Raw genomic sequence first — 23,969 nt, forward strand, 5'->3', positions numbered from 1 at the left:
GCATTATCAAGGCACTATTTCGCTATATATAAATGTTAATTAATATATTCTCGATAATTATGATCAGACTTGAAACTGAAAAAAGAGGAAGCATACGTAAACATATACTCCCTCCTTTACCATGAAAAAAAAGAACTATTTCCTAGATTGATTATTTTACACTAATAGCAATACCTCCACCTGGTGCAAGTCTTTGCTTTAGTTTTGTTTTATGAGTTACCGGAACGCTCTTGATAGTATAGCTTTGTGGGTTCTTTTCCCAATCAGCTTCTTTTCCATCAGCGTAGATAGTAGCTGTATATTTAGCACCTGCAGGTAGGAAGCTAAAGTCGATAACTGCCTCACGAGCATTTTCGTCTGTTACTCCACCAATAAACCATTCGTTTTTACCTTTTGCTTTACGAGCAATAGTTACGTAATCGCCTGGCTCAGCTTCAAGAATATATGTATTATCCCAATCTACTGCTACGTCTTTGATGAATTGGAATGCATCGGGAAAACGTTCGTAGTTTTCGGGTAAATCGGCAGCCATTTGAAGTGGACTGTAAATAGTCACATAATAAGCCAATTGTTTTACCAATGTAGTACGTACTCTATTGTGATTATCAGCACTGTAATAAGTAAAATCGGTTTGGAATATACCAGGAGTATAATCCATAGGACCACCCATCATACGTGTAAATGGTAGAATAGTTGTATGCTCAGGAGGTAATCCACCCATAGATTCAAATTCTGTTCCACGAGCCGACTCTTGAGCCAACCAGTTAGGATATGTACGATACAATCCCGTAGGACGTACTGCTTCGTGAGAATTCACCATCACCTTATATTTAGCAGCAAGTTTAGCTGTGTTTATATAGTGGTTTACCATAGCTTGTCCGTCATGATGCTCTCCTTTAGGTCTGATTCTGCTTACATAACCAGTTTTTACTGCATTGTAACCGTTGTCAGCCATAAACTGGAATGCATCTTGCTGATGACGTTCGTAGTTAGCTACCGAGCCTCCGGTTTCGTGGTGCATCATTACTTTCACACCTTTAGATGCTGCATAACGTTGCAATTCTTTTACATCAAAATCAGGATATGGGGTTACAAAATCGAATAAGTATTCTCTTACCGGATTAATCCAGTCTTCCCAACCAATATTCCATCCTTCAACTAATACCTGATCGAATCCGTTTGCTGCTGCAAAGTCAATATATTTTTTCACATTTGCAGTATTGGCTGCATGTCTGCCATTAGGAGTTAATTTAGCGAAATCGGTTACTCCCAATTTGATATTGGTTTCGTCAGAATATGCCCAAGAACCTCTTCCCGTAAACATTTGCCACCATACGCCGATATATTTTGTAGGTTTAATCCACGATACATCTTCGTAAGTACAAGGCTCATTTAAGTTTACAATTATTCTCGAAGAAAGAATATTACGTGCATCGTCACTCACTACAATTGTACGCCAAGGTGTTTGAGCAGGCGTATTCATATCTCCCTTGTTACCAAAAACATCGGGAACAAGATGTGCACTAAATGCTAATTTCTTATCATCTACATTCAGTTGCATAGCTGGATAATCTACCAACGCAGCTTCATGAATATTGATATACAAACCATTATCAGATTTCATCATCAAAGGAGTTTGCACTGCTAATGTTTTGATTGGGAACTGATCTAACACATGATGAGTTGCCTCTTTCATGGCACCTGCTATACCTGTAATTTTTGTAGTAGTATAGGTATATTCATTGGTATCGTAATCTCCTGGAATCCAAAAAGTTTTATTATCACCAGCCATATTGAACTCGGTCAACTCTTCTTTTATGACAAAAGTAAAGAGGTTCTCTTGCTTTGGAAATTCATATCTGAATCCTAAACCATCATTAAAGAGTCTGAATCTTAGATTAATCATTCGATTATCCTGAGTCAAATTCACAAACATTTCATTATAGTTGTTGCGGATTTCTTTTTGCTCGCCCCAAATAGGTTCCCAAGCGGTATCTTCCGAACTGTATTGAACATCTGCAACTTTAAAATTTTTATCGAGTTGCGCCGTACCCGATGCAATAGCAAATCCTAACTTACTTTCCTTGATAACATCTTTAGTTTTGTAAGTAAGTTTATAAGTTGGAACGCCTTGGTCTGTCAATTGAAAATTTAGAACCAGATTTCCATCCGGCGACTTTAGCTCCTGAGCTTGTATGATTCCACACAGGAAACATAAGCCAATAAGTAAAAGGGATTTTTTAAACATATCTATTATTTTTGATTTTGAGGTCTCAAGGTCTCAGACCTTTTTATTATTGTGAGTTAATCGTATTACAAAAAAAGCTTATTTAACTCTGATTAGCGTTGAGGAATAGTGCCTAACTAACAATAAAAGGTTGCAAACGTTTGCAACCTTCTATTTATATGAAGCAACCCTCCACTTATCTCTTGATAAACTTTTGAGAGACTATCTTATCTGCTAATTTTAGCTTTACAATATAAATACCTTTCGATAATGTTGATGTTCCGATAGATTCTGTATTTGTCTTCTTTAAAAGGGCACCCCCCGACAAATCATAAACAGTTATCGATTTTGCAGTACCATCTGTATATTCTATACGATCCTCAAGAATAGTGAGAAATTTATTATTCTCGTACATATCTTCTTCAATAGAAGCAACACTACCTTTATCCAGATAGAACTTATATTCTCCGGGATTTAGTGTTACCGAATAATTTGTTGACGGAATAGTTACCATTGCACCCGTAAAGGCATCATACCAGTCTCCACTGCGAGGTAATGTTACATTGGCAGTAGCACTCACTACATCAAAATTACCAACAACAAAAGCATTCATATCTGTACCTTTCCAAACTACATATTTTTGACTTCCAGCCAAAGAATGCTCTATGTTTGCAGATTCAAATACTTTATTCTCGGTTTTTAGATTGATCAGTTTCGAGTAAGTAGTATAAAGAGCTTTACGTTCCTTATCGTCTGCATACTCCCATCTAATAGGTTTTTCCGATACACGACAGTCGTTCGAAATAGTTGTACCATCGCTGCATGTATTAATAGAATAGTCATAACCCAACTCTCCAAATTGCCAGATCATTTTAGGCCCGGGCAAAGTTAGATAAAATGCCGCAGCCAATCCTGCACGCTCCAAAGCTGTAGATTGGTTCTTGATATTATAAGTTCCCGACGAGTTTCCATATGCCTTTGCTTTAAACACCATACGCTCTTCATCGTGACTTTCCATATAAGCAACTAAGTTCGATTTTGCCCAACCTCGTTTCGAATATAAGGCCCACGACAAATCTGACTTATTGTTTTCAGTGTATCCCATAACGGCCTCACAGTAGTTATTATTGATATTTCCCCAAAGCATAATATCGGCATCCGAAAGTACTTTTTCTTCCGAATTATCTGCTAAGTGTTCCATTATTACAATTGCATCCGAGTTACGTTTATAAATTTCAGAAGTCATTCGTTTCAAAATATCAATACGTGCCTGATCGTACACCCATCCGTCACCTTTGGTATTGGTGAATCCTTTTGTGAAATCGAATCGGAAACCATCTACCTGATATTCTTTCATCCAATAACTATTGATGCTATCAACTAAAGCCTTGGTTTGATCTGATTCGTGATTAAAGTCATACCCCCAACTGTAATCTGTATTTGGTGACTCTATATTATACCAAGGATTATCTGTCGAAGGACGGTTGTTTGCATTATCCCAATACATCTTCACGAATGGAGATTGACCATAAGAATGGTTCAATACCATATCTATAATTACAGCCATACCTCTACTGTGACATTCATCAACAAATGCTTTGAAGGCATCTTTTGTTCCATAATACTTATCTACTGCGAAATAAAACGATGGATTATATCCCCAGCTGCTGTTTCCTTCGAATTCGTTGATCGGCAATAATTCAATTGCATTTATTCCTAGTGATTGTAGATAGTCAAGCTTTTGCATAGTCGATTCAAAACTATGTTCTTTTGTAAAATCACGAATAAGAAGTTCATAAATTACGAGTTTCTCTTTTTCAGCCGGTGTGAAGTTTTTCGTTTTCCAAGTATATGGAGTTTGTCCTGTTTGCATTACAGAAATTATGCCTTCTGTTTTCCCCGTTGGATATGGTTTCAAATTAGGATATACAGTTGTCGGGATATATGAATCGTTCCAAGGATCGAGAACTTTATCAGTATACGGGTCTGCAATTTTCACCGTTCCATCAATCAAATACTGAAATGCATATTCTTTATTCTTTTCTAAATTTGAGACTGTTATCCACCAATAATCACCTGCTTTATTAAGCATATAATTATTATCGATCTTCCAATCATTGAAATCTCCAATCAAGTATACACTTTGCTTGTTAGGCGCATACAATACAACAGTCGCAGTATTATTATCTACATAGTTAACACCTGCTCTTGTATTTGCCGGAAGAGGCAAATTAACCTGATCTTTCTTTACATTTATATAAATACTATCCCTAACTGTTGATGGATTAATGCCCGCCTCAGCTATTAACCAAAAGGTCCCTTCTTTATCAAATTTATGAGTATAAGATATAGAGGTTACATTATCGGATTTAACCAATTGTGTATCATTCAAAAACAGTTTGAGTGTAGTTATCTCAGAACTTTTAGCTTTTATAGCTAACGAAGCATTCTTTTCTAATAATTGATCTCCAATAGGTGTTTCGAAACTTACTATTAAGCCTTTCTCATGTACATCAACTAATATGTCTTTGCCATTGTCTTTTCCTTCTTTTGATCCGTCAGCATTACGAAAAACAAAAGCGAGCTTAAGTATTTTCTCTCCTGCGGGAACTCCATAGTAAGAACGAATACCCGAAGGCATGCTCAATTTCCATTTATTACTTCCAAGTGCGCTTAATTTATATTTATCACTATTGTCGAGCCAATTAGGAGCATACTTCCAATCTGAACTGGATGCACTTTTATCAGTAATGACTCCTGTATGTGCATATACATCATTCCCCGTATAATTATTGAGAGCTGTTGTAGATGCATCGAAAATGATTTCTACGGCAACATCGTCCGTCAGAAAAGTAGGATTTGTTGTAATAATCTGCGCCTGTATCCATAGCGGGATAAACAAGAACAGAATAAAGTAGATAGATTTTTTCATGGTAATAATTATTAATAAGTAGTTTGTGGTCTTTCGCTTTAAATAAGGAAAGGAGCAAATAAACTCACTCCTTTCCTATTATACTATCTAACAAATTAAATCGATTGGCTTTTTATGGTAATCTATCCTCATCGATAATTACATAATGTTTAGTCAAGTCATTAAATGAGATGAAATACGTTGATTCTCTTGCAATTCCAATATTATCACCACTGTCACTTATTCCAAATGGCAGATTAGTTGAATTTCCACCCCAACTTACAGCCCAACCTTCATTGGCTCTGAACTTAATTTCAGCAGCAGTTAATTTGATTCCTTTAACTACCCAAACATGCGGTGTAATCTGAGTCATTGGAGTATCAGAATTCCAATCGCCAGCTGTAGCACTACCAATCACTCCTATTTTATCATAAGCAGTGGCTGTAGCTCCTTCGGCATAAGGTTTAAAACTGTATGTTAATGCTTTAAGATCAACAGAGAATGTATAATAACCACTTGTTGCAGGTGTCAGTATATTATCTTGACTATTTACAACCAAGCTTCCACCAGCTCCAGAGCCATAAGCTGTATTCCAGTCACCGGCTGTTATTACCACTTTCACTCCTGCACCTCCTTTGAAAAATCCGGTATAGGTATATTGACCTAGTGATACTTCTAAGTTAGTATTGCCAAAGAATACTTGTAGGTCACGACCTATAGCACCTGCACTATTATCCCATCCTACTAATCCATCTCCTACAATATATACAACAGGAGTATCTAGGGCTTTGTAAGGAATAACTCTCGCTTTAAACACGTTAGATGCAGATGATGGAACCACCACATTACCAACGCGAGTAATTACACGAAACTCTACATTTGCAATAGTATCTGCCGGCACACGGAAGCCATTCATCAGTACTTTATTCACGTCCTCCACCTTAAGTGAAGTAGTATAATCTGAAGATTCTGCATCAACAGTTACTCCGGGAACAGGAGTAAAAGTTCGCGCTTGCGAAAAATCATTTCCTGCCAAGTCCATCTGTACCACATAAGATACAGCTCCTACTAAAAGATCTGTTTGCTTATAAGCAGTCCAATCCAATGTTAATAAAACCTTCGATGCATTCACTTGCTCTAATACATAAAGCGTATCATTTGCAGGGTGTGTCAATACCGAAGCTTTGTATTGAGGAAGAACGGGATCTGTATCGTCGTTACATGAGACAAAAGCAAATATAACGGCCATTAAGAATAATATATTTTTTATTTTCATAATGCTTTTCTTTTTCTTTATTAGACAATCTTACTTATATAATTCATTTTGAACCAAAGCTGGGTTACCTGTAAGATGTTTTGTACTGATCGGAAGAAGATTGTATTTATCATCTATATCTCCTCCATTTTGCGATCCACCTTTCCAAGCCCAATTGTAACCTTTGGTAAATTTACCAAAACGAATCAAGTCAGTTCTTCTTTGTCCTTCCCAATACAACTCACGTCCTCTTTCGTTAAGTATATCTTGCAACGTAATAGATGTTGCAGCACTTAAACCTGTTCTTGGATGAGCGTGAACTTTATTATATGTAGTTAACGCATTTGTTGCATCACCCAATCTTAATTCCGCTTCAGCTTGTATAAGTATAACGTCAGCTAATCTGAATAAAGGAAAATCTGTATCCGCCCATTGGCCAGGACCATTTACATTTGTAGCTCCATCCCATCCTTTATTAGTAAATTTCATAACAGACCATCCTTTATTAAAGTTACCAAGATCGGTCATGTTCTGATCTCTGTCTGTTTTGAAGAATAGTGCTCGTTTATCATTATTAGCAAAAAGACTCGATAATTGTTGAGTTGCTCTATTTCCACTCCATGAAGCAGTGAAATCTAATAAACTAAGCATGTCACCACCAGTTGAAGATGCCATCACAAAAACGATCCCTCCCCAGTCTGTAGCTAGTTTATTATCATAAGGCAGCGTAAATATAATTTCTTTTGATCTGTCATTATCTGCACAGAAAAGATTTTGATATGTACCTTCCAACTGTAAGTTTGAATATGAAGTTACTTTCTTAGCATATGTCAAAGCATCATTCCAACGAGCTTTTCCTGTATAAACTTCTGCATTAATATACAATTTAGCTAAAACAGTTTGTAAAACCTGATTGGTTATCAACCCGTATGTTGATGCAGACTGATCTAATAACAAGCCACTTTTTTCAATATCAAGAAGTTCGCTCTCTATCCATTCAAACATACCCTCTCTACCTAATTGTTGAGGTATATATGTTACAGGATGATCTTCTGTAACCCAACCCGGGTTTCCATAAACATCTAGTAGGAAGTAATAATTCATTGCTCTCAAAACACGAACTTCGGCTCTCGAACGATCCAAATGATCTACCTCTACTCTTGGAACCTGAGTATTTTTCAAAAATTCATTTGCAAATACAATATTTAGCATACAACGTTGATAAAGCATATATCCGATGTAGTTATCAGGAGTCAAAAATGTTTGAGAGTAATTTCTTTCATCGATATCACTCCATGCACATTTAGCTTCATCAGAAGTAAGTTCTTGTATGTTGAAATAAGTTCTTAGGAATGTTGTTTTCCCCTGATCGGAAGAAGAAGGTATATCTCCATCTCCATCTGGTCCCGTTATACCCAGTTTACTAAAACCTGCATATACTTTTGCTATTAACATCGGATAGTTCGAAGCATCAGCATAAGGGTCTAGCTCAATATTGGGACCCTGTGGTACTGTATTCAAGTCATCTAGACACGAGGTAAATGATACTGCCAGAGCTATTGACAATATTGCATATAGTAGTTTTCTACTTTTTATTATTCTATCTTTCATAAGTCTTCAGTTATTAAAAATTCAGATTTAAACCCAGCATAAAGATCAATGGTCTTGGATAGAAATTATAATCTATACCATCATACACCTCAGGATCTAAACCTCTGTATTTAGTTATAACAATTGGGTTCTGAACAATTCCATACACTCTGGCTTTAGTTTGACCTCTAAACAAGTTATCAAATGTATATCCTAAAGTAATGTTATCGATTTTAAGGAATGACGCATTCTGCACATAATGGTCAGACAGAGCTTGTTTCGACATGAAATTAGTATTTAATGCTGATGTTGGTCTATTAGTAAGAAAAACACTATTCGCATAAATAGCTTCTAAGCTGATATCTGCACTATTGGCTTCGGTAGCATTATAAACATAATTACCAAAAGAAGCACGTCCGTTAAATGCGAAATCCCAGTTTTTATATAACCATTTCGAATTGAATCCCATAACTACGTCTGCAGCAGGTTTCTTATGGTAATATAAGTCAGACTCATCTATTACACCATCTCCATTTCTATCAACATATACACCTTCCAATGGTTTTCCATTGCTATCATATACTTGTTCGTATACATAATATGTTTTAGGAGCATATCCGGTTGCATAGATCTGAACTTCTTTTCCACCATCTCCACCTGAAGAACCTGTACTAATACCTACAAATCCAGGATCCTGAGTAGCTGTCAACTGTGTTATCTTACTTTTATTGTAAGCAACATTGAATCCTACTTGCCACTCAAAGTCTTTTGATACAATTGGACGACCATTGATAGCGAATTCAAAACCTTTATTTTCCATTGTTCCTATATTCTGAGGTAATCTCTCAGCTGGACTTGTTCCTGCAATTACCGGAGCCTCTCTATTCAATAGGTCTGTTGTTTCACGGAAGTATACATCTACAGCTCCACTGATTCGGTTATTTAAAAATCCATAATCAACCCCAAAGTTCCAAGTTGTAGTAGTTTCCCACTTAAGATCAGGATTATAACCATTTGGTCTCATTAGGTTAACCCAATTAGTTGATCCGTCAGGATTCAATCCCATTGGATAATAAGCTTGTCCTTTACCAATATTATAAGAAGGTGTTGAAGGATAGTAATAATCATCACCTAAATCTTGTTGGCCTGTTTTACCCCATCCCACACGTGCTTTAAGATCACTCAATACAGATATATCTCTTAAGAATGATTCTTCTTTCAGTTTCCAAGCTAATGCTACTGAAGGGAATACACTCCAACGATTGTCTTTGTTGAAACGAGATGATCCATCTCGACGAACTGTTGCTGTTAACAGATATTTATCATTGAATGTATAGTTTAAACGTCCGAAGAAAGATATCAGATAGTTTTCTTTGAAATCATAGTAGTTTACACCTGGATTCATCTCACCTAAACTAGAGTTATCTTCTTTTGAAACAAACCACAGTCCTTGATCGCTTGTTTTCTTATTATGTTGCCATGAGTAACCACCCATTACATCAATCTTACTCTTCAAAGAGGTCACATCTTTTATATATTGACCATAGAACTCCATCAGCTGATTGTTTCTGAAGTTTGTGAAATCTTTTCTCTGACCGCTTCTTTCATTGTTTTCACTATAAGAGGTAGGGTTGAATGGATCTTTAAAGTCTGTACCACCGGTGGTGGCAATATCCATACCTAAATTCAGGTTTAATCTTAAATCAGGGAAAAAGTGTAATTTATAATCAGCCTGAACATTACCTACGAAGTTACGAACATTAGCTCTGTTATTTTGCATTTCAAGCATAGCTACAGGATTCTTTCCTGCAATAGGAGCAAGAGCTCCTTTGCTGTCTGTCCAAGTGAAGAATCCACCCCATTGGCTCCCATTCATAACTGGCTGTGTAGGATCGAAGCTTACTGCCGAACCAATAGCACCTGTATCTGCAAAACGAGTATGAGAATACATTCCCTTACCGTTAATATTTAATTTTAAATGATCGTCAAATAAAGAAGGAGTTAAAGACACATTGGCTGTAACCCTTTCCATACCGGAAGTTCTAAGGATACCTTCTTCGTTGGTGTAACCTACTGAAGTACGGAATGGAACCGCTTTACCGATAGAACCATATACACTTATGTTTTGGTCGGTATTGAAACCTGTTTGAAATATTTCATCTTGCCAGTTGGTATTTGCTTTTCCAAGCTTAGCCATAACAACATCATATCTGTCATCACCTCTAAAACGAGACTCAACAAAGTTTCGGTACTCATTTGCACCCAAAACATCAACACTGTTTCTTCTAGTACTTAACGAGAAGTTACCATCGTATGTAACTCTTAACTTACCACCACTAGTTCCTTTCTTTGTTGTAATTAAAATAACACCATTAGAAGCTCGCGAACCATAAATAGCTGTTGCCGAAGCATCTTTTAGTACTGTAAATGTTTCGATGTCATTTGGGTTTAATAAACTAAGAGGGTTCGAAGATCCTGCAAGGTCATTACTCATAAATACTCCATCGATTATTATCAACGGATCATTAGTAGCTGTTAATGAAGAACCTCCACGAATACGGATAGTAGCTCCGTCACCTGGTCTACCTCCACCAGTTGTAACTGCTACCCCAGCAATTTTACCTTGTAACAGGTCTTGAGCTGTAGTTGCAAATCCGTGCTCTTTCTCGTCGATTTTAACAGCAACAACCGATCCTGTAGCATCATTCTTTTTCACGCTACCATAACCAATTACTACTACTTCACTCAACAATTCAGTATCATCTTGTAATACTATACTGATGTTTTTTTGATTTCCTACGGCAATCTCTTGTGGCTTGAACCCTATGTAAGAGATAACAAGAGTATTGCCTGCCGAGGCATTAATTTGAAAATTACCATCAAAATCTGTTACTGTACCGATTGTTGATCCTTTTACAACAACACTCGCTCCAATAATAGTTTCGCCCTGTGAATCTTTTACATTTCCGCGGATAGTTCCTGCGGAACCACTTTGGGCATACGTTGTTGATAACGACAATATTCCCATCAAGCAAAAGATGAACATTGACACACAACTTTTTCTTACCTTTTCTTTCATGTGCAAATTATTAAGATTAACATTAATATGTTATTAATTTCATGGATAAAGCCTGTTTTACTTTTTTAACTAGCCTAAATCATATTACAAATATGAGATGTAGCAGTTGTATTTTATCATTCAATAACAATAAAACAAGCTTTTTGTTATGCAAACGTTTGCACAAATTAGATTCCAGAACCGATAACTCTCTTATTCTTAAATATTCACACAAAAATTACAATTTAACATTTTTTAAACACATGTCAAAATAACAAGAAAAGGAGAGATTACACTATTCAATGATATAGGATAATAAAGGGATATATAGTCAATGCTTTTTTAATTTTTGAGGAATTATACTTAGATTTGCTATCTAAATGACACGAAACCTTCTATCTAATTATATAGCATAGAAATTATTTATAACAAAAGTCGGAGATTTTACTTAATCCTGAATTAAATGAAACAAAATCAAACTAAATAATAAATCATGAAGAAAATAAGTATTTACTTGTTTATCAGTATGTTTTGTATTTTAAGCATAAAAGCAGCAGATACAAAAAGCCCGGTTGATTATGTCAATCCTCTTGTAGGAACTCAATCAAAACATTCACTATCAAACGGAAACACCTATCCTGCAATTGCTATGCCTTGGGGCATGAATTTCTGGATGCCACAAACCGGAAAAATGGGTGACGGATGGTCATATAGTTACGATGCTGACAAAATCAGAGGTTTCAAGCAAACTCACCAACCGAGTCCATGGATCAACGATTATGGACAGTTCTCAATAATGCCCACAACAGGCAAAGCTATTTTTGATGAGAACGAAAGGGCAAGTTGGTTTTCTCACAAAGCAGAAGTTGCAAGTCCTCATTATTACAGAGTTTATCTAGCAGATTATGATGTAGTAACAGAAATGGCTCCAACTGAAAGAGCAGTTATGTTCCGATTTACATTCCCAGAGAATAATAAATCGTTTGTAACCATAGATGCCTTTGATAATGGGTCTTACGTTAAAGTAATTCCAGAGGAAAATAAAATAATTGGATATACTACAAAAAATAGCGGAGGAGTTCCTGATAATTTCAAGAATTACTTTGTTATTATTTTCGACAAGCCTTTTACATATGTATCAGCCGTAGCTGACCAAAAGATTCTTGAAAAACAAACTGAATCTAAAGCAAATCATGCAGGAGCTATTATTGGCTTCTCAACTAAAAAAGGAGAAAAAGTACACGCAAGAGTAGCATCTTCATTCATTAGTCCCGAACAAGCTGAACTTAATTTAAGAGAATTAGGTAATAATGATTTCGAGACAGTGAAAGCTAATGGCAAAAATACATGGAACGAAGTATTAGGTAAAATAGAGGTAGAAGATGATGATATTGACAATCTTCGTACTTTTTACTCATGTCTGTATCGTTCGGTTCTATTCCCAAGAAAATTTCATGAGGTAGATGCAGCAGGCAAAACTATGCATTATAGTCCATATAACGGAAAGGTATTACCCGGATATATGTTTACTGATACTGGTTTTTGGGATACTTTCCGATGCCTATTTCCATTCTTGAATCTTATGTATCCTTCTATTAATACACAAATGCAGGAAGGACTTGTAAACACTTACAAAGAAAGTGGTTTCTTACCCGAATGGGCAAGCCCTGGACATAGAGATTGCATGGTTGGAAACAACTCTGCGTCTGTTGTAGCCGATGCTTATCTGAAAGGTTTAAGAGGTTATGATATTGAGACTTTATACAAAGGTTTGTTGCATGGCACTGAGAATGTACATCCTGATGTAAGTTCTACCGGACGTTTAGGACACGAGTTTTACAACAAACTTGGTTATGTGCCTTACAATGTAGGTATCAGAGAAAGTGCTGCACGTACTTTAGAATATGCTTACAATGACTGGACTATCTACAAATTAGGAAAAGCGTTGAATCGTCCTGAGAAAGAACTTCAAGTTTTTGCAAAAAGAGCAATGAATTATAAAAACTTATTCGACCATTCATCTAAATTGATGAGAGGAAAGAACGAAGACGGAACTTTCCAATCACCATTCAATCCTTTGAAATGGGGAGATGCTTTCACCGAAGGAAATAGCTGGCATTACACATGGTCGGTATTCCACGATCCTCAAGGATTAATCGATTTGATGGGTGGTAAAAAGGAATTCAATATTATGATGGATTCTGTATTTATAATGCCTCCTTTATTTGATGATAGCTATTACGGAACAGTAATTCACGAAATACGCGAGATGCAGATTATGAACATGGGACAATATGCGCATGGCAACCAACCGATACAGCATATGGTATATATGTACAATTATTCGGGCGAACCTTGGAAAGCTCAGTTCTGGACTCGTGAGATTATGGATAAGCTTTATTTTGCAACTCCTGACGGATATTGCGGAGACGAAGATAATGGACAGACCTCAGCATGGTATGTATTCTCAGCTCTAGGATTTTATACAGTATGCCCAGGAACAGATCAATATGTCATTGGTTCACCGTTATTTAAAAGTGTAAAACTCAATTTGGAAAACGGAAAACAAGTTGTAATAAAAGCCGATAATAACAACAGAGACAACAGATACATATCTACTATGACTGTAAACGGACAGCCTTATAGCAAGAACTACGTAACGCATGAGCAATTGCAAAATGGTGCTGTTATAGAATATAAGATGTCACCAACACCTAATAAGCAAAGAGGAATCCAAGACAACGATTTCCCCTACTCTTTCTCTAAAGACAAAAAGTTCTAAGAAATATACATATACTGAAAGCCTCGAAATTTTAGATTTCGAGGCTTTTCTTTTTTTGTTCCAAAATAGAAAATAATAAACTCTCAAAAGAACAAACTATTCATATACAAAATACAGTTAAGTATAAGTTGAAAAACTTAAACCTAACTGTATTAATATGACAAGATGTATATTTAGTGATTACAAACTTTCGTTACATCTACCGTGAAGCCATCATTATCCACAGCCATAAATTTGCCCTTATTCTTTAGAAATTCAACAAGTTCATCTAAATCCATATTTTCTGCTGAACAAGCATAAAAGCGTTGCTCTTTCCCGAATTTCTGAATTATAGCTTCTTTCAACGAAGACTCTGTATAGCTGTTTCCTTCCATCATGTGAAGGACTTCATGTGCATGCAATTGTTCCATAAGAATATATCTTTAATTATTAGGTACAAATCTAAGAATTTAACAGGCAATAAACATGTAACAATTGTTACACTACAAGATCATAAATCAAGAAATGAAGAAGGCGGTTAACCCGCCCTTTATTATTTACTCTTTTTTTTAGCCTTATCTTCTTTTGACATCGGAGGATTAGCAGCAATTACTTTTTCTTTGACCTTCTTGGGCTTTTTAGCTTCTTTTCCTTCTTTTTTTGCCATAATACTATATTTTTTGGTGATAACGTAAATGTAAGGTATTATAAAGCCAGAAGAGCATTGATATGATTAATTAATTGAGTATTAAGTTAAAGATGTACAATAGAAGAGAAAGACCAGCCTAAATAGGCAAGAGGGAAACTATAACTTTTATAATTATAAATTCCCTCTCTACGTAACATTGAATTATCTCGTGTACGTATGATGAAAACGCCACAAAGCTATATAATGTTTTATGTATTATTTTTTATTAAGCATTAATAGAAAATTTTAATTAGAGAGACAAAAACAGATATTATACACCACTTTAATTACCTACAACAGAAAAAAGCCCGTAATTATACAAGCTCCCTTCAAGTTAGTTATTCATACTTTGCGATTACTGCTGATACACGTTCATATAAGTCATCAAAACTATACGTATAATCTTCAGAATCCATTAATCTTTTTACTCCTTTTAGAGTTTCCAATAATTCGATTTTGTCTTTTTCTAGTTTCATAATTATCTTGTTTTGATCTATCATGTAATTATAACACATTGATACTTCTAATTGTTTTTATAATAGATACTTAAAATATAAACGAAATGTTAAAATGGAGATAAAGACAATAATATAACGACAAATGACCTCCGCTAACAAATCACATTATCACAGAAAACTCTTCGTTTAAGGAACAATTATGAAGGTATCTACAAAACTTATGCGGAGAATGGAACAAAATCACCTCAAAAGTTGTTACAACCTAATCAATTTTACTTTTATTCTAAAATAAGATTTTTGTTATATCATTCTTTGAATCCCTATTTTATGGAGTTTATATAAATAGAAAAAATACAAAGTTCTTATTCGCTCTATCGATTAATATTCTTTTATAGTTTTATCAACATAAAAACTACAATTATGCAAAAGCTACTTACGTTTTTATTGCTGTCTGCCATATTTATTTCTTGTGGTAAGACTAAAACACATACCGAAGATATACAAGGCACAGCTATACCCAACGATACTATTGTGTATAAATACAAACTTGGAGACTCTTTTGAGAATGTAAACAAACATACTGAGTCATTGTTATCACATCAGGTATTAAAGCCTTTTACGGAGCTTACAATACGTCGTGCAGGAACTCAAGAAGATTTTAAAATAGAAGGATACCCATGTACCTTATTTGTAGGAAGCGACTCTATACCTTCAATTATGAGCTTAGTGTTTCATAATGACAGTTTATTGAGGCAAGAATTCTTTATGTATAACAGGTTCCCATACAAAGAGCTAATAAACTTATATGGATCGCCCAAAATTGTAAAAGGGTATCCAATTGAATCAAATAAAGATTTAACCACATTCTGGAGTATAGGAGACAAAGCAATATATGTAGCTGATAATGTTAAGAGTTACACTCTATATATAGAAAAGATAAGCAGTAAATTGCGTCTACTTCAAGAATAGGTCAATATACTAAATATAGAAAGACTGCTAATTCTTCAAAGCAAAAGATATTATTGGCTTTCAAAATTTACTCCTTATATTTTACCCACAAAAGAACAACCGTTACTCATTTCTACAAGTAGCGGTTGTTCTTTTATATGGCTGCATCATTAGTATCAGAATCTATGTTTTCTCTACTTCTATCTTATTTACAGACTCTACAGCTTTATCCTCTTCATGAATCTCTATAATTTTAGTTGTTACAGCAAACTCATCAGGAAAAATCTTTCCTCCCATTTCATTAGCCCACGCTTCCGTAAATTCGGCACCAATATATATAATGATAGCAGAATAATAAATCCATGTAATAAGAATGGCTATAAACGCTGCTGCTCCATATACAGTTCCTACATGGGCAATGCCTATATAAAGAGATATACCCCACTGTCCAACTATAAATAGTATTGTGGTTACGAGTGCACCAACAAAAACATCTTTACTTTTTATTTTGGCATCAGGCAATATTTTGAAGATTAATACAAATATAAAAGTTGTTACACTGATGTTTATAATTACACCCACTATCCTCACTAATGATTCGGCTACATCCGGATAATTAGACATAAACCTTCCGCTTAAATTGCTAATAACATTAGTAATAGTAAATGTTATTAATAAAATAAAAGCAAACACAAGAATTATAGAAAAAGAGAGTAACCTGTTCTGAATATATTTAAGCCAGCTTTTTTTAGGAATAGGTTTTATGCCCCAAATAGTATTTAAGGAACCTTGCATTTCGGCAAAAATAGCTGTCGCCCCAAAAATAGTAACTCCTAGCGTAACAATTGTAGCAAATGTAGAGGAATCTGTTTTTTCCGCATTTTGTATGATCGATTTAAGCTGTTCAACAGCCTCCATGCCCACAATTGGTTGTAGCTGAACATACAACTGACTGGCTAAGTCCATATTAAAAAACGTACCAATCGTAATTAGAAATGACAGAAAAGGTATCATTGAAAACAATGTGGCATAAGCCAACGAAGCACTCAATCGTGTAACATTATCATCCCCAAATCCTTGAATTGTTTCCTTTAGGATCTTTATAAGTACGGAAAAACTAATTTTTTTTTTATTTTTTGACTCATCCTCCATAGATATAGCTTTAATTATAGAAACAATATATTATTTGGTTTTGTTCGAACTCCCTATCTAAAAGAGATAGCATCTTGATCAATAGATTCCCTTTATCAATCTTTAAGGATCATTAAAGGCATCAATCCAATTAATAAACTTAACTTTAGGCTATAACCTAGTTGTTCTTGCAAACCATCTTATAAAAACAGTAATAAAAAACAAATATGTCAATTAATATAATGCCATCGGATAGTAGAATTGAAGAAGTAATAACTTTAATTCAAAATTGCATGAAGAATAAATCGATGAATAGATCCGTTAATATAGATGCTAAAGAAGGCTATGCTAAAGCATTAGAAATATTGATATCAAGAGAAAATAGTTTTGTAAAATCAGGAGCCGGAAAACTTAAATCTCTAAAAGGGCAATCTATTGCATATCATGCCATCAATTATATAAAGGGTGAATGTGATGAAAAAGTTTTACTATCAAACTTGGTTGAAGATACTAATCTCAAATAACTGAGATACGACTACAATATTAAGGGACTCTTTAATTCATCGTTACACTATGGACAGCCGATTAGAAAATATAGTTAACAAATTATCAAGGCAGAGAAATACGAATGATCCACTTGATATTATATCTTATGCGGTTAATCTCGAAACGGTATTGCAAAGGATACTTTTTCTTCGCTATTTGGATAACGATTCTATGACTGAGTTAGAAACCTTAGGTGTATCAATGATTGCATACATTAGTGAGTATAAAAATATAAAGAAAGAGGAAGCAAAAGATTTGATTGATTATAAATACATAACATCTGATGTAGTATTAGATGTGTTGAACTTTATTTTAGACAGATAAAGCAACTGATCGGTAGTAAAGTCTACCCCATTAAATATTCTAGGGCCTGAATATAATTAAAGCAATATATCTAAAATATGATACTAACCTTAATTCCTAAAGATAGTGTATTCTATATCTTATATATTTTGTGATATCAACTATTATTCTGAATAAACGTTCCTCTACAAGTTCAAAGCTAAATAAAATAGCACTTATGCATTATATAGCCAACAAGTGTAAATATTTAATCATTTACCTGATAAGGAACTCCGACAAAATCAATACTTATCATTCTTTCAGGAGATGATAAGAAACGATTTTCATTGTAATCGACAGAATCTAACAGTTTCTTTTGTAACTGTTTTAAATCGGCTGTTTGGTAGTCAAAACCGGGTTCGAAATAAAACTCGCGAGGGATAAAAGGCTCTTTTATCATCTGATAGGGATCGAAATCTTCATCTTCATTGAACTGGAAGACTCCCTTTTCATCTAAATCATCCTTTGGAACAGGAAATAACTCAGTAGATTGACCTATTATTGAATTGAACCAACTATCAAAGAAATCAGTATCATCTGAGACATAACGAGCCAATTCAATCATGTTTACTGCATTATAGTATATCGATGGATGATGAACATTATAGTTGAGCCTTATGTCATTATAGTAATAATTAATAAGCTCCATGGGTTCCTCTTCCTTAGATAGTTTTGATCCAACTGTTGAACCGACTTCTTCCTTTGTAGTATATTCTTTACTTATGAGGCTTATCCACAATGCTTGCAAGTATTCTTTTTGTAGGTTTGAATCTTTTTCCCGCCAACTTTCCAACCGCCATAGAATCCATTCGCAGGCAGCTATTGTCAGACCTGTTGCTGCTTTACAATTTAATTTTATCAGCTGATTATACAATCTAGGGTTACGTTGCTCCATAAATCGAATATCTATTCCCTGATACCATATGTATTTAAGCTTTGCGTTACCAAAGTTATGTTCAATAAATAATTGAGGTTTATCTAATTGCATAGTTATTTTTGCTTTTGGTTCGTATTTGTAGTGCATTTTCTAAACAAAAGTACGAATTTAACAAAAACAAAAGAGAAAAGAATATAGCAGACTTATATAACGAGCTAAAGAAAATCAAAATACAGACTATATTTTCACAGAAAAAAAGGCTATACATTTAGTCGACCCAAAGGATTTGAGAATATTCTAATTAACACAAGTCTGAATATAGACGGACTTATTGTAAACGAAGGAGAATCTACAGACTTGTACAGTTGGTTTCGTACTCCTGTTTTGTTTTGCGAATTCTTAGAAACAAACGAAGCAATATTCTACTTAGGTAAAGGAGATTCTAATTTATTCAATAAAGACGGCTTCTATTATTAATGTAACTTTCATCTTAACACCTAACAGAATAGAAAAACCTTAATAGCAAGCAAATAGCGATTGCTAAAATTACGAGTATTAATTGTTGTCGTGTTCAGTTAATCAGTTTATGGAAACCGAACAAAGATGAGATTTATTAGAATATAAACGGACGTGCTTTAGATTCCTTAAATGATTATGTAACCGAACTAAACAAAGAATAGAAGAAGTTAAATCCCAAATATAAGAACATATAAAATATAAAGAATCATGAGTACAACGACAATAGAGGTTATATATAGCTGAAATACAAGTTTCCTTACAAAGGGGCTTTCCTCCCTTTTTTCTTTAATATAATCTATAAAGTCGCTGATATGTTCTTTTAATTTACTCATGACGCAAATATAGCAAATACTCTTTGTTAATAACTCTCTACTATTAGTAGAATAAGACATATTATTACATATTAATTTCAAAATTATGGCAATATATATTGATTGGATTAATGGCTTCTATTATTGTCGGTTGCTCATCTCAAAGGAAAAACTTTGAGGATGAATGGATTAGCATGATCCAATATGATTATGAAAATCAGATTGAATATGTCTTCACTAATGATAAATATCAAGTAATTATAAATGGAGAAAATATAGAGTTACATTTTTCATATAAAATAAATGGTGATACGATAATTATAGATAGGGGTGAACATTAGATTCCAAGCGTAGGAGTTCAAAATAGATATATAAAAGAATCGTATTCCATATCTAAAGGAATAGACACTTATATTGGGCAATTTAATATTGAAAAAGTGAAATAATAGAAACGATTGGTTTGGCTGAAAAATATGCTAGAGAAAACGAATTGAGTTTTAATGCTACTTTAGATAACTTAGACGGGTATATAACCGAACTGAATAAATAGAACAACCAGAACAACCTTTTCTTAGTGTATCAATCTTTACAAACAAAATAACTCCCACCATAACTCTCCTAAAAAAAGAAACCGCTGTACATCTTATCGATGTACAGCGGTAATATTCTCTATTTGTTGTCTCACCAGGATTCGAACCTAGACAGGCAGTACCAAAAACTGCAGTGCTACCATTACACCATGAGACAAACATTTGCTTTTCAAAAGCGATACAAAAGTATATAATCAATTTGATATATGCAATACCTCATCGACATTTTTTTCATTTTGCAATCAGTAAATAGTAGTTTTTCTTGCCTTTTTGAGCCAAAATATATTTACCATCAATTAGATACGAATGATCAATAATTTCATCAGAATTTTCTAATTTATTTTTATTTATCATCACACCACCCGCTTGTACCATTTTACGCATCTCACCTTTCGATGGAAACACGGTAGTAACCTGCGTCAACAAATCAATAACAGCAATACCATCTTCTAATTCAACCTTGCTTACATCGAACTGAGGAACTCCTTCAAAAACCTGTAATAAAGTCTCCTCATCAAGAGTTTTAAGAGCATCTGCAGTAGAACCTCCAAACAAGATACCTGATGCGCTTACAGCAGCCTCATAATCTTCAACCGAGTGAACCATTATAGTTAGCTCTTCTGCTAATTTCTTCTGCAAAGGACGAAGATGTGGAGCTTCTTTCTGAGCATGAACCAAAGCTTCTATTTCCTCTTTAGACAAAGCTGTGAATATCTTTATATATTTGGCAGCATCGTCATCACTAACATTCAGCCAAAACTGATAGAATTTATAAGGTGAAGTATATCTACGATCTAACCAAACATTACCCGATTCGGTTTTACCAAATTTAGTACCATCTGCTTTAGTAATCAATGGACAAACAAGAGCAAAAGCCTCACCTCCCGTTTTACGACGAATAAGTTCTGTACCAGTAGTTATATTACCCCACTGATCGGATCCTCCCATTTGTATACGACATCCAAGTTCGCTATATAGGTGTAAGAAGTCATAACCTTGTAATAACTGATATGAAAATTCGGTAAATGACATTCCGTCAGCCGACTCTCCACTCAATCTTTTCTTTACTGAATCCTTCGCCATCATATAATTTACGGTAATGTGCTTACCTATATCGCGAATGAAATCCAGAAAAGTAAAGTCTTTCATCCAGTCATAATTATTAACAAGCAAAGCTTTGTTAGGCTTATCAGATTCGAAATCTAAAAATTTAGCCAACTGTTTTTTGATACTTTCTTGGTTGTGACGGAGAGTTTTCTCGTCCAACAGATTTCTCTCTTGTGATTTCATAGACGGATCTCCAATCATACCAGTTGCACCACCAATCAGAGCAATAGGACGATGTCCTGCACGCTGAAAGTGCTTTAATATCATCACCCCTACTAGGTGACCTATATGCAACGAATCGGCAGTCGGATCGATCCCTAAATAGCCTGAGGTTAATTCTTTTTGTAGCTGTTCTTCCGTACCCGGCATGATTTCCTGAATCATACCACGCCATCTTAATTCTTCAACAAAATTCATCTAATTAATTTATTGTTAAGGTCACAGACCCAATTATTATTCTCGCAAACTTTATTTTACACAGACATAAATATCTGCGTCAAAAATAAAGAAACAAATAGGGCTACAACCTTAAATGTTTTCGTTATCACAAAAGTACGACTTCTTTTTTGATTCTTTAGAAGCCTGAGCTAATAAAACAGTAACAGAACTACATGGAATACATTTTTAAGAGAAAAGGCTTGATTTCAAAAACATTTCCTATATTTGCCTCTGTAAAATAACTCTTTAAGTAAAAAAAGTGTATCATTTAACAAACATATCAGGCAATAACAATCTAAATTTTAACCATTTAGATTTGGCTATTCATGCTGAAATATGAGAGAGAGAGAGAGAGAGAGAGAGAGAGACTAACTAGCAGCCATGTTACTTATAGAAATATCTTAGGCGGAACTTTCCGTCTTTTCTTGTTCCTATTCTCCAAAAGACGAGAATTTCACAAGATACAACATTCCCCTAATAAATACAATTATAGTTTTGCCTATACACTTGTCCTTATAACTGATTTGTTTTTTTGTTGTCGTTCAAAATCAATTATAACTAGAGTTTATATACAGCACAACTATGTCCCGCAGTGGCGTGTAGAGATTACATGCCACTGCTTTTCATTTTTAAATCACACTAATTATTAATGATAACAACAATGAAGAAAAGCATTCTATTATTCATGGGACTATTTTCCATTGGGTTACTGCAAGCCCAAGTCGGAATAAACACCCGAACCCCACAAAACATATTCCATATCGATGCACAAAACAACACCAATGGCAACCTCAACACGAGCGACGACATCTCAGTAGACAAGTCTGGGAATATGGGAGTAGGAACAACAACCCCACAAAGGAAGCTGGAAATAATAAGTTCCACAGCAGGGGCTATTCGAATAGCAGACACAAGTCAGGGCACCACAAAGGTGCTCACTAGCAGCTCAAACGGATCTGCCACTTGGGTAAATATCATTGGAAGTTGGAATGCCTCTCTCACTGGGGGAAACCTCGCTTACACTACTGCACTAGGCACCAGAAAAATCAACTTCACAGGTGGAACTATATCCAAGCCTGGCACCGGAAGTATAAACATTACTAACGGAAGCATAACAGTTCCCTATGCAGGCACTTATAGACTTACATTATTTGGGACATCCTTAATGAATCGCGGTAATGGATATTTTATTGCCGGATATTACAATGTTAGAAAAAATGGATCATCTCTATGGGGCCCACATTCATTGGGATCAACCCTAATATCCAGCTCCCCATACGTCAGCTACTACTCATTTACATACCTTAATCAAAATGATGTGTTGGACATTTATAGTATGGAAAACACTGTAGGCTTCGCGAATGGCGTATCTAATTTAACCCTCTTTATAGAATTTGTAAAATAAAAAAGACATGACTAAACTAACATCTACATTTATTATATTGTTATTCTGCAATATATGCGCTGCCCAAATTGGGATAAACACAGAAAACCCCAAAGCTTTACTCCATATTGATGGAGCTTCAACCTCAGCTACAACAAACCCATCAACAGGCAGCATTACGGCTACTCAAACTGTCGATGACATAGTTGTAACAAATCAAGGAAACATAGGCATAGGAACTCTCAGTCCTGTTACGAAAGTGGATATTATTAGCCAATCCGCAGGAGGAGCTATAAGAATAGTGGATACCACGGAAGGTGTAGGAAAAATGCTCGTTTCGGACGCAAACGGAGTAGGCACTTGGGCATCCGTTATTGGTTCTTGGTATGCTCTATTAACCGGCAATTGGACTGTAACATATCAAACGACAACCACAATCCGACAATTAACCGGCTTCAGCAGCAGCTCTATCTCCAGCGCTCTACAAGGAAGCGTTAATATGTCTACTGGAACTATACAAGTTCCATACACAGGCAAATACAGAGTCACCATCGCAGGACACTGGGGTACAAACAGAGTCGGAAACAACCCCTATTTAGTAGCACCACACATATATGCAAATGGAGTTTCGATATGGAATGGCACCATTGTTGGATACAGCAATGGCTGGGGAATAAGTCCTACTTTTGTATCGATACTTAACCTCACAGCGGGAAGCAACATTACAGTACGCACCAACGAAACTGCTGCAAACAATGCAAACATGGTAGATCAATGCTCTCTCATCATTGAGTTCATACAATAAACTCATAATCTCACAACACAAAA

The 23,969-nt window shown here is 35.0% G+C and carries 17 protein-coding genes; 6 read left to right on the forward strand and 11 right to left on the reverse strand.

Annotated features, from left to right (window positions below):
- Window positions 1–151 precede the first annotated feature (151 nt).
- The 5 genes from HGC4_RS07300 to HGC4_RS07320 form a co-directional block, all read right to left on the reverse strand.
- Complete coding sequence (locus tag HGC4_RS07300) at window positions 152–2,248, reverse strand: glycoside hydrolase family 97 protein (RefSeq protein WP_050709470.1); 2,097 nt, start codon at window positions 2,246–2,248, stop codon at window positions 152–154.
- 175 nt (window positions 2,249–2,423) lie between these two features.
- Complete coding sequence (locus HGC4_RS07305; protein WP_050709471.1) at window positions 2,424–5,159, reverse strand: alpha-amylase family glycosyl hydrolase; 2,736 nt, start codon at window positions 5,157–5,159, stop codon at window positions 2,424–2,426.
- 112 nt (window positions 5,160–5,271) lie between these two features.
- Complete coding sequence (locus HGC4_RS07310; RefSeq protein WP_050709472.1) at window positions 5,272–6,414, reverse strand: SusE domain-containing protein; 1,143 nt, start codon at window positions 6,412–6,414, stop codon at window positions 5,272–5,274.
- A 30-nt stretch (window positions 6,415–6,444) separates the two neighbouring features.
- The gene (locus HGC4_RS07315; protein ID WP_050709473.1) at window positions 6,445–8,004 is read right to left on the reverse strand and encodes a RagB/SusD family nutrient uptake outer membrane protein; all 1,560 of its coding nucleotides are present in this window, start codon (window positions 8,002–8,004) and stop codon (window positions 6,445–6,447) included.
- Between the two features lie 13 nt (window positions 8,005–8,017).
- Window positions 8,018–11,062, reverse strand: coding sequence for a SusC/RagA family TonB-linked outer membrane protein (locus tag HGC4_RS07320; protein ID WP_050709474.1), 3,045 nt, complete (start codon window positions 11,060–11,062; stop codon window positions 8,018–8,020).
- A 505-nt stretch (window positions 11,063–11,567) separates the two neighbouring features.
- On the opposite strand from HGC4_RS07320, the gene HGC4_RS07325 reads away from it, so the two are divergent.
- Window positions 11,568–13,823, forward strand: coding sequence for a GH92 family glycosyl hydrolase (locus HGC4_RS07325; protein WP_242047102.1), 2,256 nt, complete (start codon window positions 11,568–11,570; stop codon window positions 13,821–13,823).
- 173 nt (window positions 13,824–13,996) lie between these two features.
- On the opposite strand, the gene HGC4_RS07330 is transcribed toward HGC4_RS07325, so the two are convergent.
- Window positions 13,997–14,233 carry a YecH family metal-binding protein gene (locus tag HGC4_RS07330; RefSeq protein ID WP_050709476.1) on the reverse strand — a complete coding sequence of 79 codons (237 nt, stop codon included), beginning with the start codon at window positions 14,231–14,233 and terminating at the stop codon, window positions 13,997–13,999.
- Between the two features lie 595 nt (window positions 14,234–14,828).
- On the reverse strand, window positions 14,829–14,966 hold the full coding sequence (locus tag HGC4_RS18620; protein ID WP_157258176.1) for a hypothetical protein: 138 nt from the start codon (window positions 14,964–14,966) through the stop codon (window positions 14,829–14,831).
- A 402-nt stretch (window positions 14,967–15,368) separates the two neighbouring features.
- Between HGC4_RS18620 and HGC4_RS07335 the strand changes: the two genes are divergently transcribed.
- Complete coding sequence (locus HGC4_RS07335; RefSeq protein WP_050709477.1) at window positions 15,369–15,917, forward strand: hypothetical protein; 549 nt, start codon at window positions 15,369–15,371, stop codon at window positions 15,915–15,917.
- A 162-nt stretch (window positions 15,918–16,079) separates the two neighbouring features.
- On the opposite strand, the gene HGC4_RS07340 is transcribed toward HGC4_RS07335, so the two are convergent.
- The gene (locus tag HGC4_RS07340) at window positions 16,080–17,048 is read right to left on the reverse strand and encodes a YihY/virulence factor BrkB family protein (protein WP_050709478.1); all 969 of its coding nucleotides are present in this window, start codon (window positions 17,046–17,048) and stop codon (window positions 16,080–16,082) included.
- Window positions 17,049–17,254: 206 nt separating this feature from the next.
- On the opposite strand from HGC4_RS07340, the gene HGC4_RS07345 reads away from it, so the two are divergent.
- The gene (locus HGC4_RS07345; RefSeq protein ID WP_157258178.1) at window positions 17,255–17,551 is read left to right on the forward strand and encodes a hypothetical protein; all 297 of its coding nucleotides are present in this window, start codon (window positions 17,255–17,257) and stop codon (window positions 17,549–17,551) included.
- A gap of 49 nt (window positions 17,552–17,600) precedes the next feature.
- Window positions 17,601–17,897 (forward strand): hypothetical protein, encoded by a 297-nt coding sequence (locus HGC4_RS07350; protein ID WP_050709480.1) that lies wholly within the window; start codon window positions 17,601–17,603, stop codon window positions 17,895–17,897.
- 226 nt (window positions 17,898–18,123) lie between these two features.
- Here HGC4_RS07350 and HGC4_RS07355 read toward each other — a convergent pair whose 3' ends face one another.
- The 3 genes from HGC4_RS07355 to HGC4_RS18625 all read right to left on the reverse strand — a co-directional run bounded on the left by HGC4_RS07355 (window position 18,124) and on the right by HGC4_RS18625 (window position 22,642).
- Window positions 18,124–18,903, reverse strand: coding sequence for a hypothetical protein (locus tag HGC4_RS07355; RefSeq protein WP_157258180.1), 780 nt, complete (start codon window positions 18,901–18,903; stop codon window positions 18,124–18,126).
- Window positions 18,904–20,443: 1,540 nt separating this feature from the next.
- On the reverse strand, window positions 20,444–21,736 hold the full coding sequence (gene tyrS, locus HGC4_RS07370; protein ID WP_050709483.1) for a tyrosine--tRNA ligase: 1,293 nt from the start codon (window positions 21,734–21,736) through the stop codon (window positions 20,444–20,446).
- Between the two features lie 660 nt (window positions 21,737–22,396).
- Window positions 22,397–22,642, reverse strand: a complete 246-nt coding sequence (locus HGC4_RS18625) for a hypothetical protein (protein WP_157258182.1) — start codon at window positions 22,640–22,642, stop codon at window positions 22,397–22,399.
- Window positions 22,643–22,688: 46 nt separating this feature from the next.
- Between HGC4_RS18625 and HGC4_RS18630 the strand changes: the two genes are divergently transcribed.
- Complete coding sequence (locus HGC4_RS18630; RefSeq protein WP_157258184.1) at window positions 22,689–23,162, forward strand: hypothetical protein; 474 nt, start codon at window positions 22,689–22,691, stop codon at window positions 23,160–23,162.
- Between the two features lie 7 nt (window positions 23,163–23,169).
- Window positions 23,170–23,946, forward strand: a complete 777-nt coding sequence (locus tag HGC4_RS07380; protein ID WP_050709485.1) for a hypothetical protein — start codon at window positions 23,170–23,172, stop codon at window positions 23,944–23,946.
- Window positions 23,947–23,969: the final 23 nt, after the last annotated feature.

The organism is Dysgonomonas sp. HGC4 (assembly GCF_001261715.1).
GTDB lineage: Bacteria > Bacteroidota > Bacteroidia > Bacteroidales > Dysgonomonadaceae > Dysgonomonas_A.

What these genes read in the sequence shown, in the direction of transcription:
- HGC4_RS07305 (WP_050709471.1), bottom strand. Translation starts at nt 5,159, where the DNA reads ATGAAAAAATCTATCTACTTTATTCTGTTCTTGTTTATCCCGCTATGG.
- HGC4_RS07345 (WP_157258178.1), top strand. Translation starts at nt 17,255, where the DNA reads ATGTCAATTAATATAATGCCATCGGATAGTAGAATTGAAGAAGTAATA.
- HGC4_RS07380 (WP_050709485.1), top strand. Translation starts at nt 23,170, where the DNA reads ATGACTAAACTAACATCTACATTTATTATATTGTTATTCTGCAATATA.
- HGC4_RS07335 (WP_050709477.1), top strand. Translation starts at nt 15,369, where the DNA reads ATGCAAAAGCTACTTACGTTTTTATTGCTGTCTGCCATATTTATTTCT.
- HGC4_RS18620 (WP_157258176.1), bottom strand. Translation starts at nt 14,966, where the DNA reads ATGAAACTAGAAAAAGACAAAATCGAATTATTGGAAACTCTAAAAGGA.
- HGC4_RS07340 (WP_050709478.1), bottom strand. Translation starts at nt 17,048, where the DNA reads ATGGAGGATGAGTCAAAAAATAAAAAAAAAATTAGTTTTTCCGTACTT.
- HGC4_RS07355 (WP_157258180.1), bottom strand. Translation starts at nt 18,903, where the DNA reads ATGCAATTAGATAAACCTCAATTATTTATTGAACATAACTTTGGTAAC.
- HGC4_RS07350 (WP_050709480.1), top strand. Translation starts at nt 17,601, where the DNA reads ATGGACAGCCGATTAGAAAATATAGTTAACAAATTATCAAGGCAGAGA.
- HGC4_RS07315 (WP_050709473.1), bottom strand. Translation starts at nt 8,004, where the DNA reads ATGAAAGATAGAATAATAAAAAGTAGAAAACTACTATATGCAATATTG.
- HGC4_RS07330 (WP_050709476.1), bottom strand. Translation starts at nt 14,233, where the DNA reads ATGGAACAATTGCATGCACATGAAGTCCTTCACATGATGGAAGGAAAC.
- HGC4_RS07310 (WP_050709472.1), bottom strand. Translation starts at nt 6,414, where the DNA reads ATGAAAATAAAAAATATATTATTCTTAATGGCCGTTATATTTGCTTTT.
- HGC4_RS07300 (WP_050709470.1), bottom strand. Translation starts at nt 2,248, where the DNA reads ATGTTTAAAAAATCCCTTTTACTTATTGGCTTATGTTTCCTGTGTGGA.
- tyrS (WP_050709483.1), bottom strand. Translation starts at nt 21,736, where the DNA reads ATGAATTTTGTTGAAGAATTAAGATGGCGTGGTATGATTCAGGAAATC.
- HGC4_RS07320 (WP_050709474.1), bottom strand. Translation starts at nt 11,062, where the DNA reads ATGAAAGAAAAGGTAAGAAAAAGTTGTGTGTCAATGTTCATCTTTTGC.
- HGC4_RS07325 (WP_242047102.1), top strand. Translation starts at nt 11,568, where the DNA reads ATGTTTTGTATTTTAAGCATAAAAGCAGCAGATACAAAAAGCCCGGTT.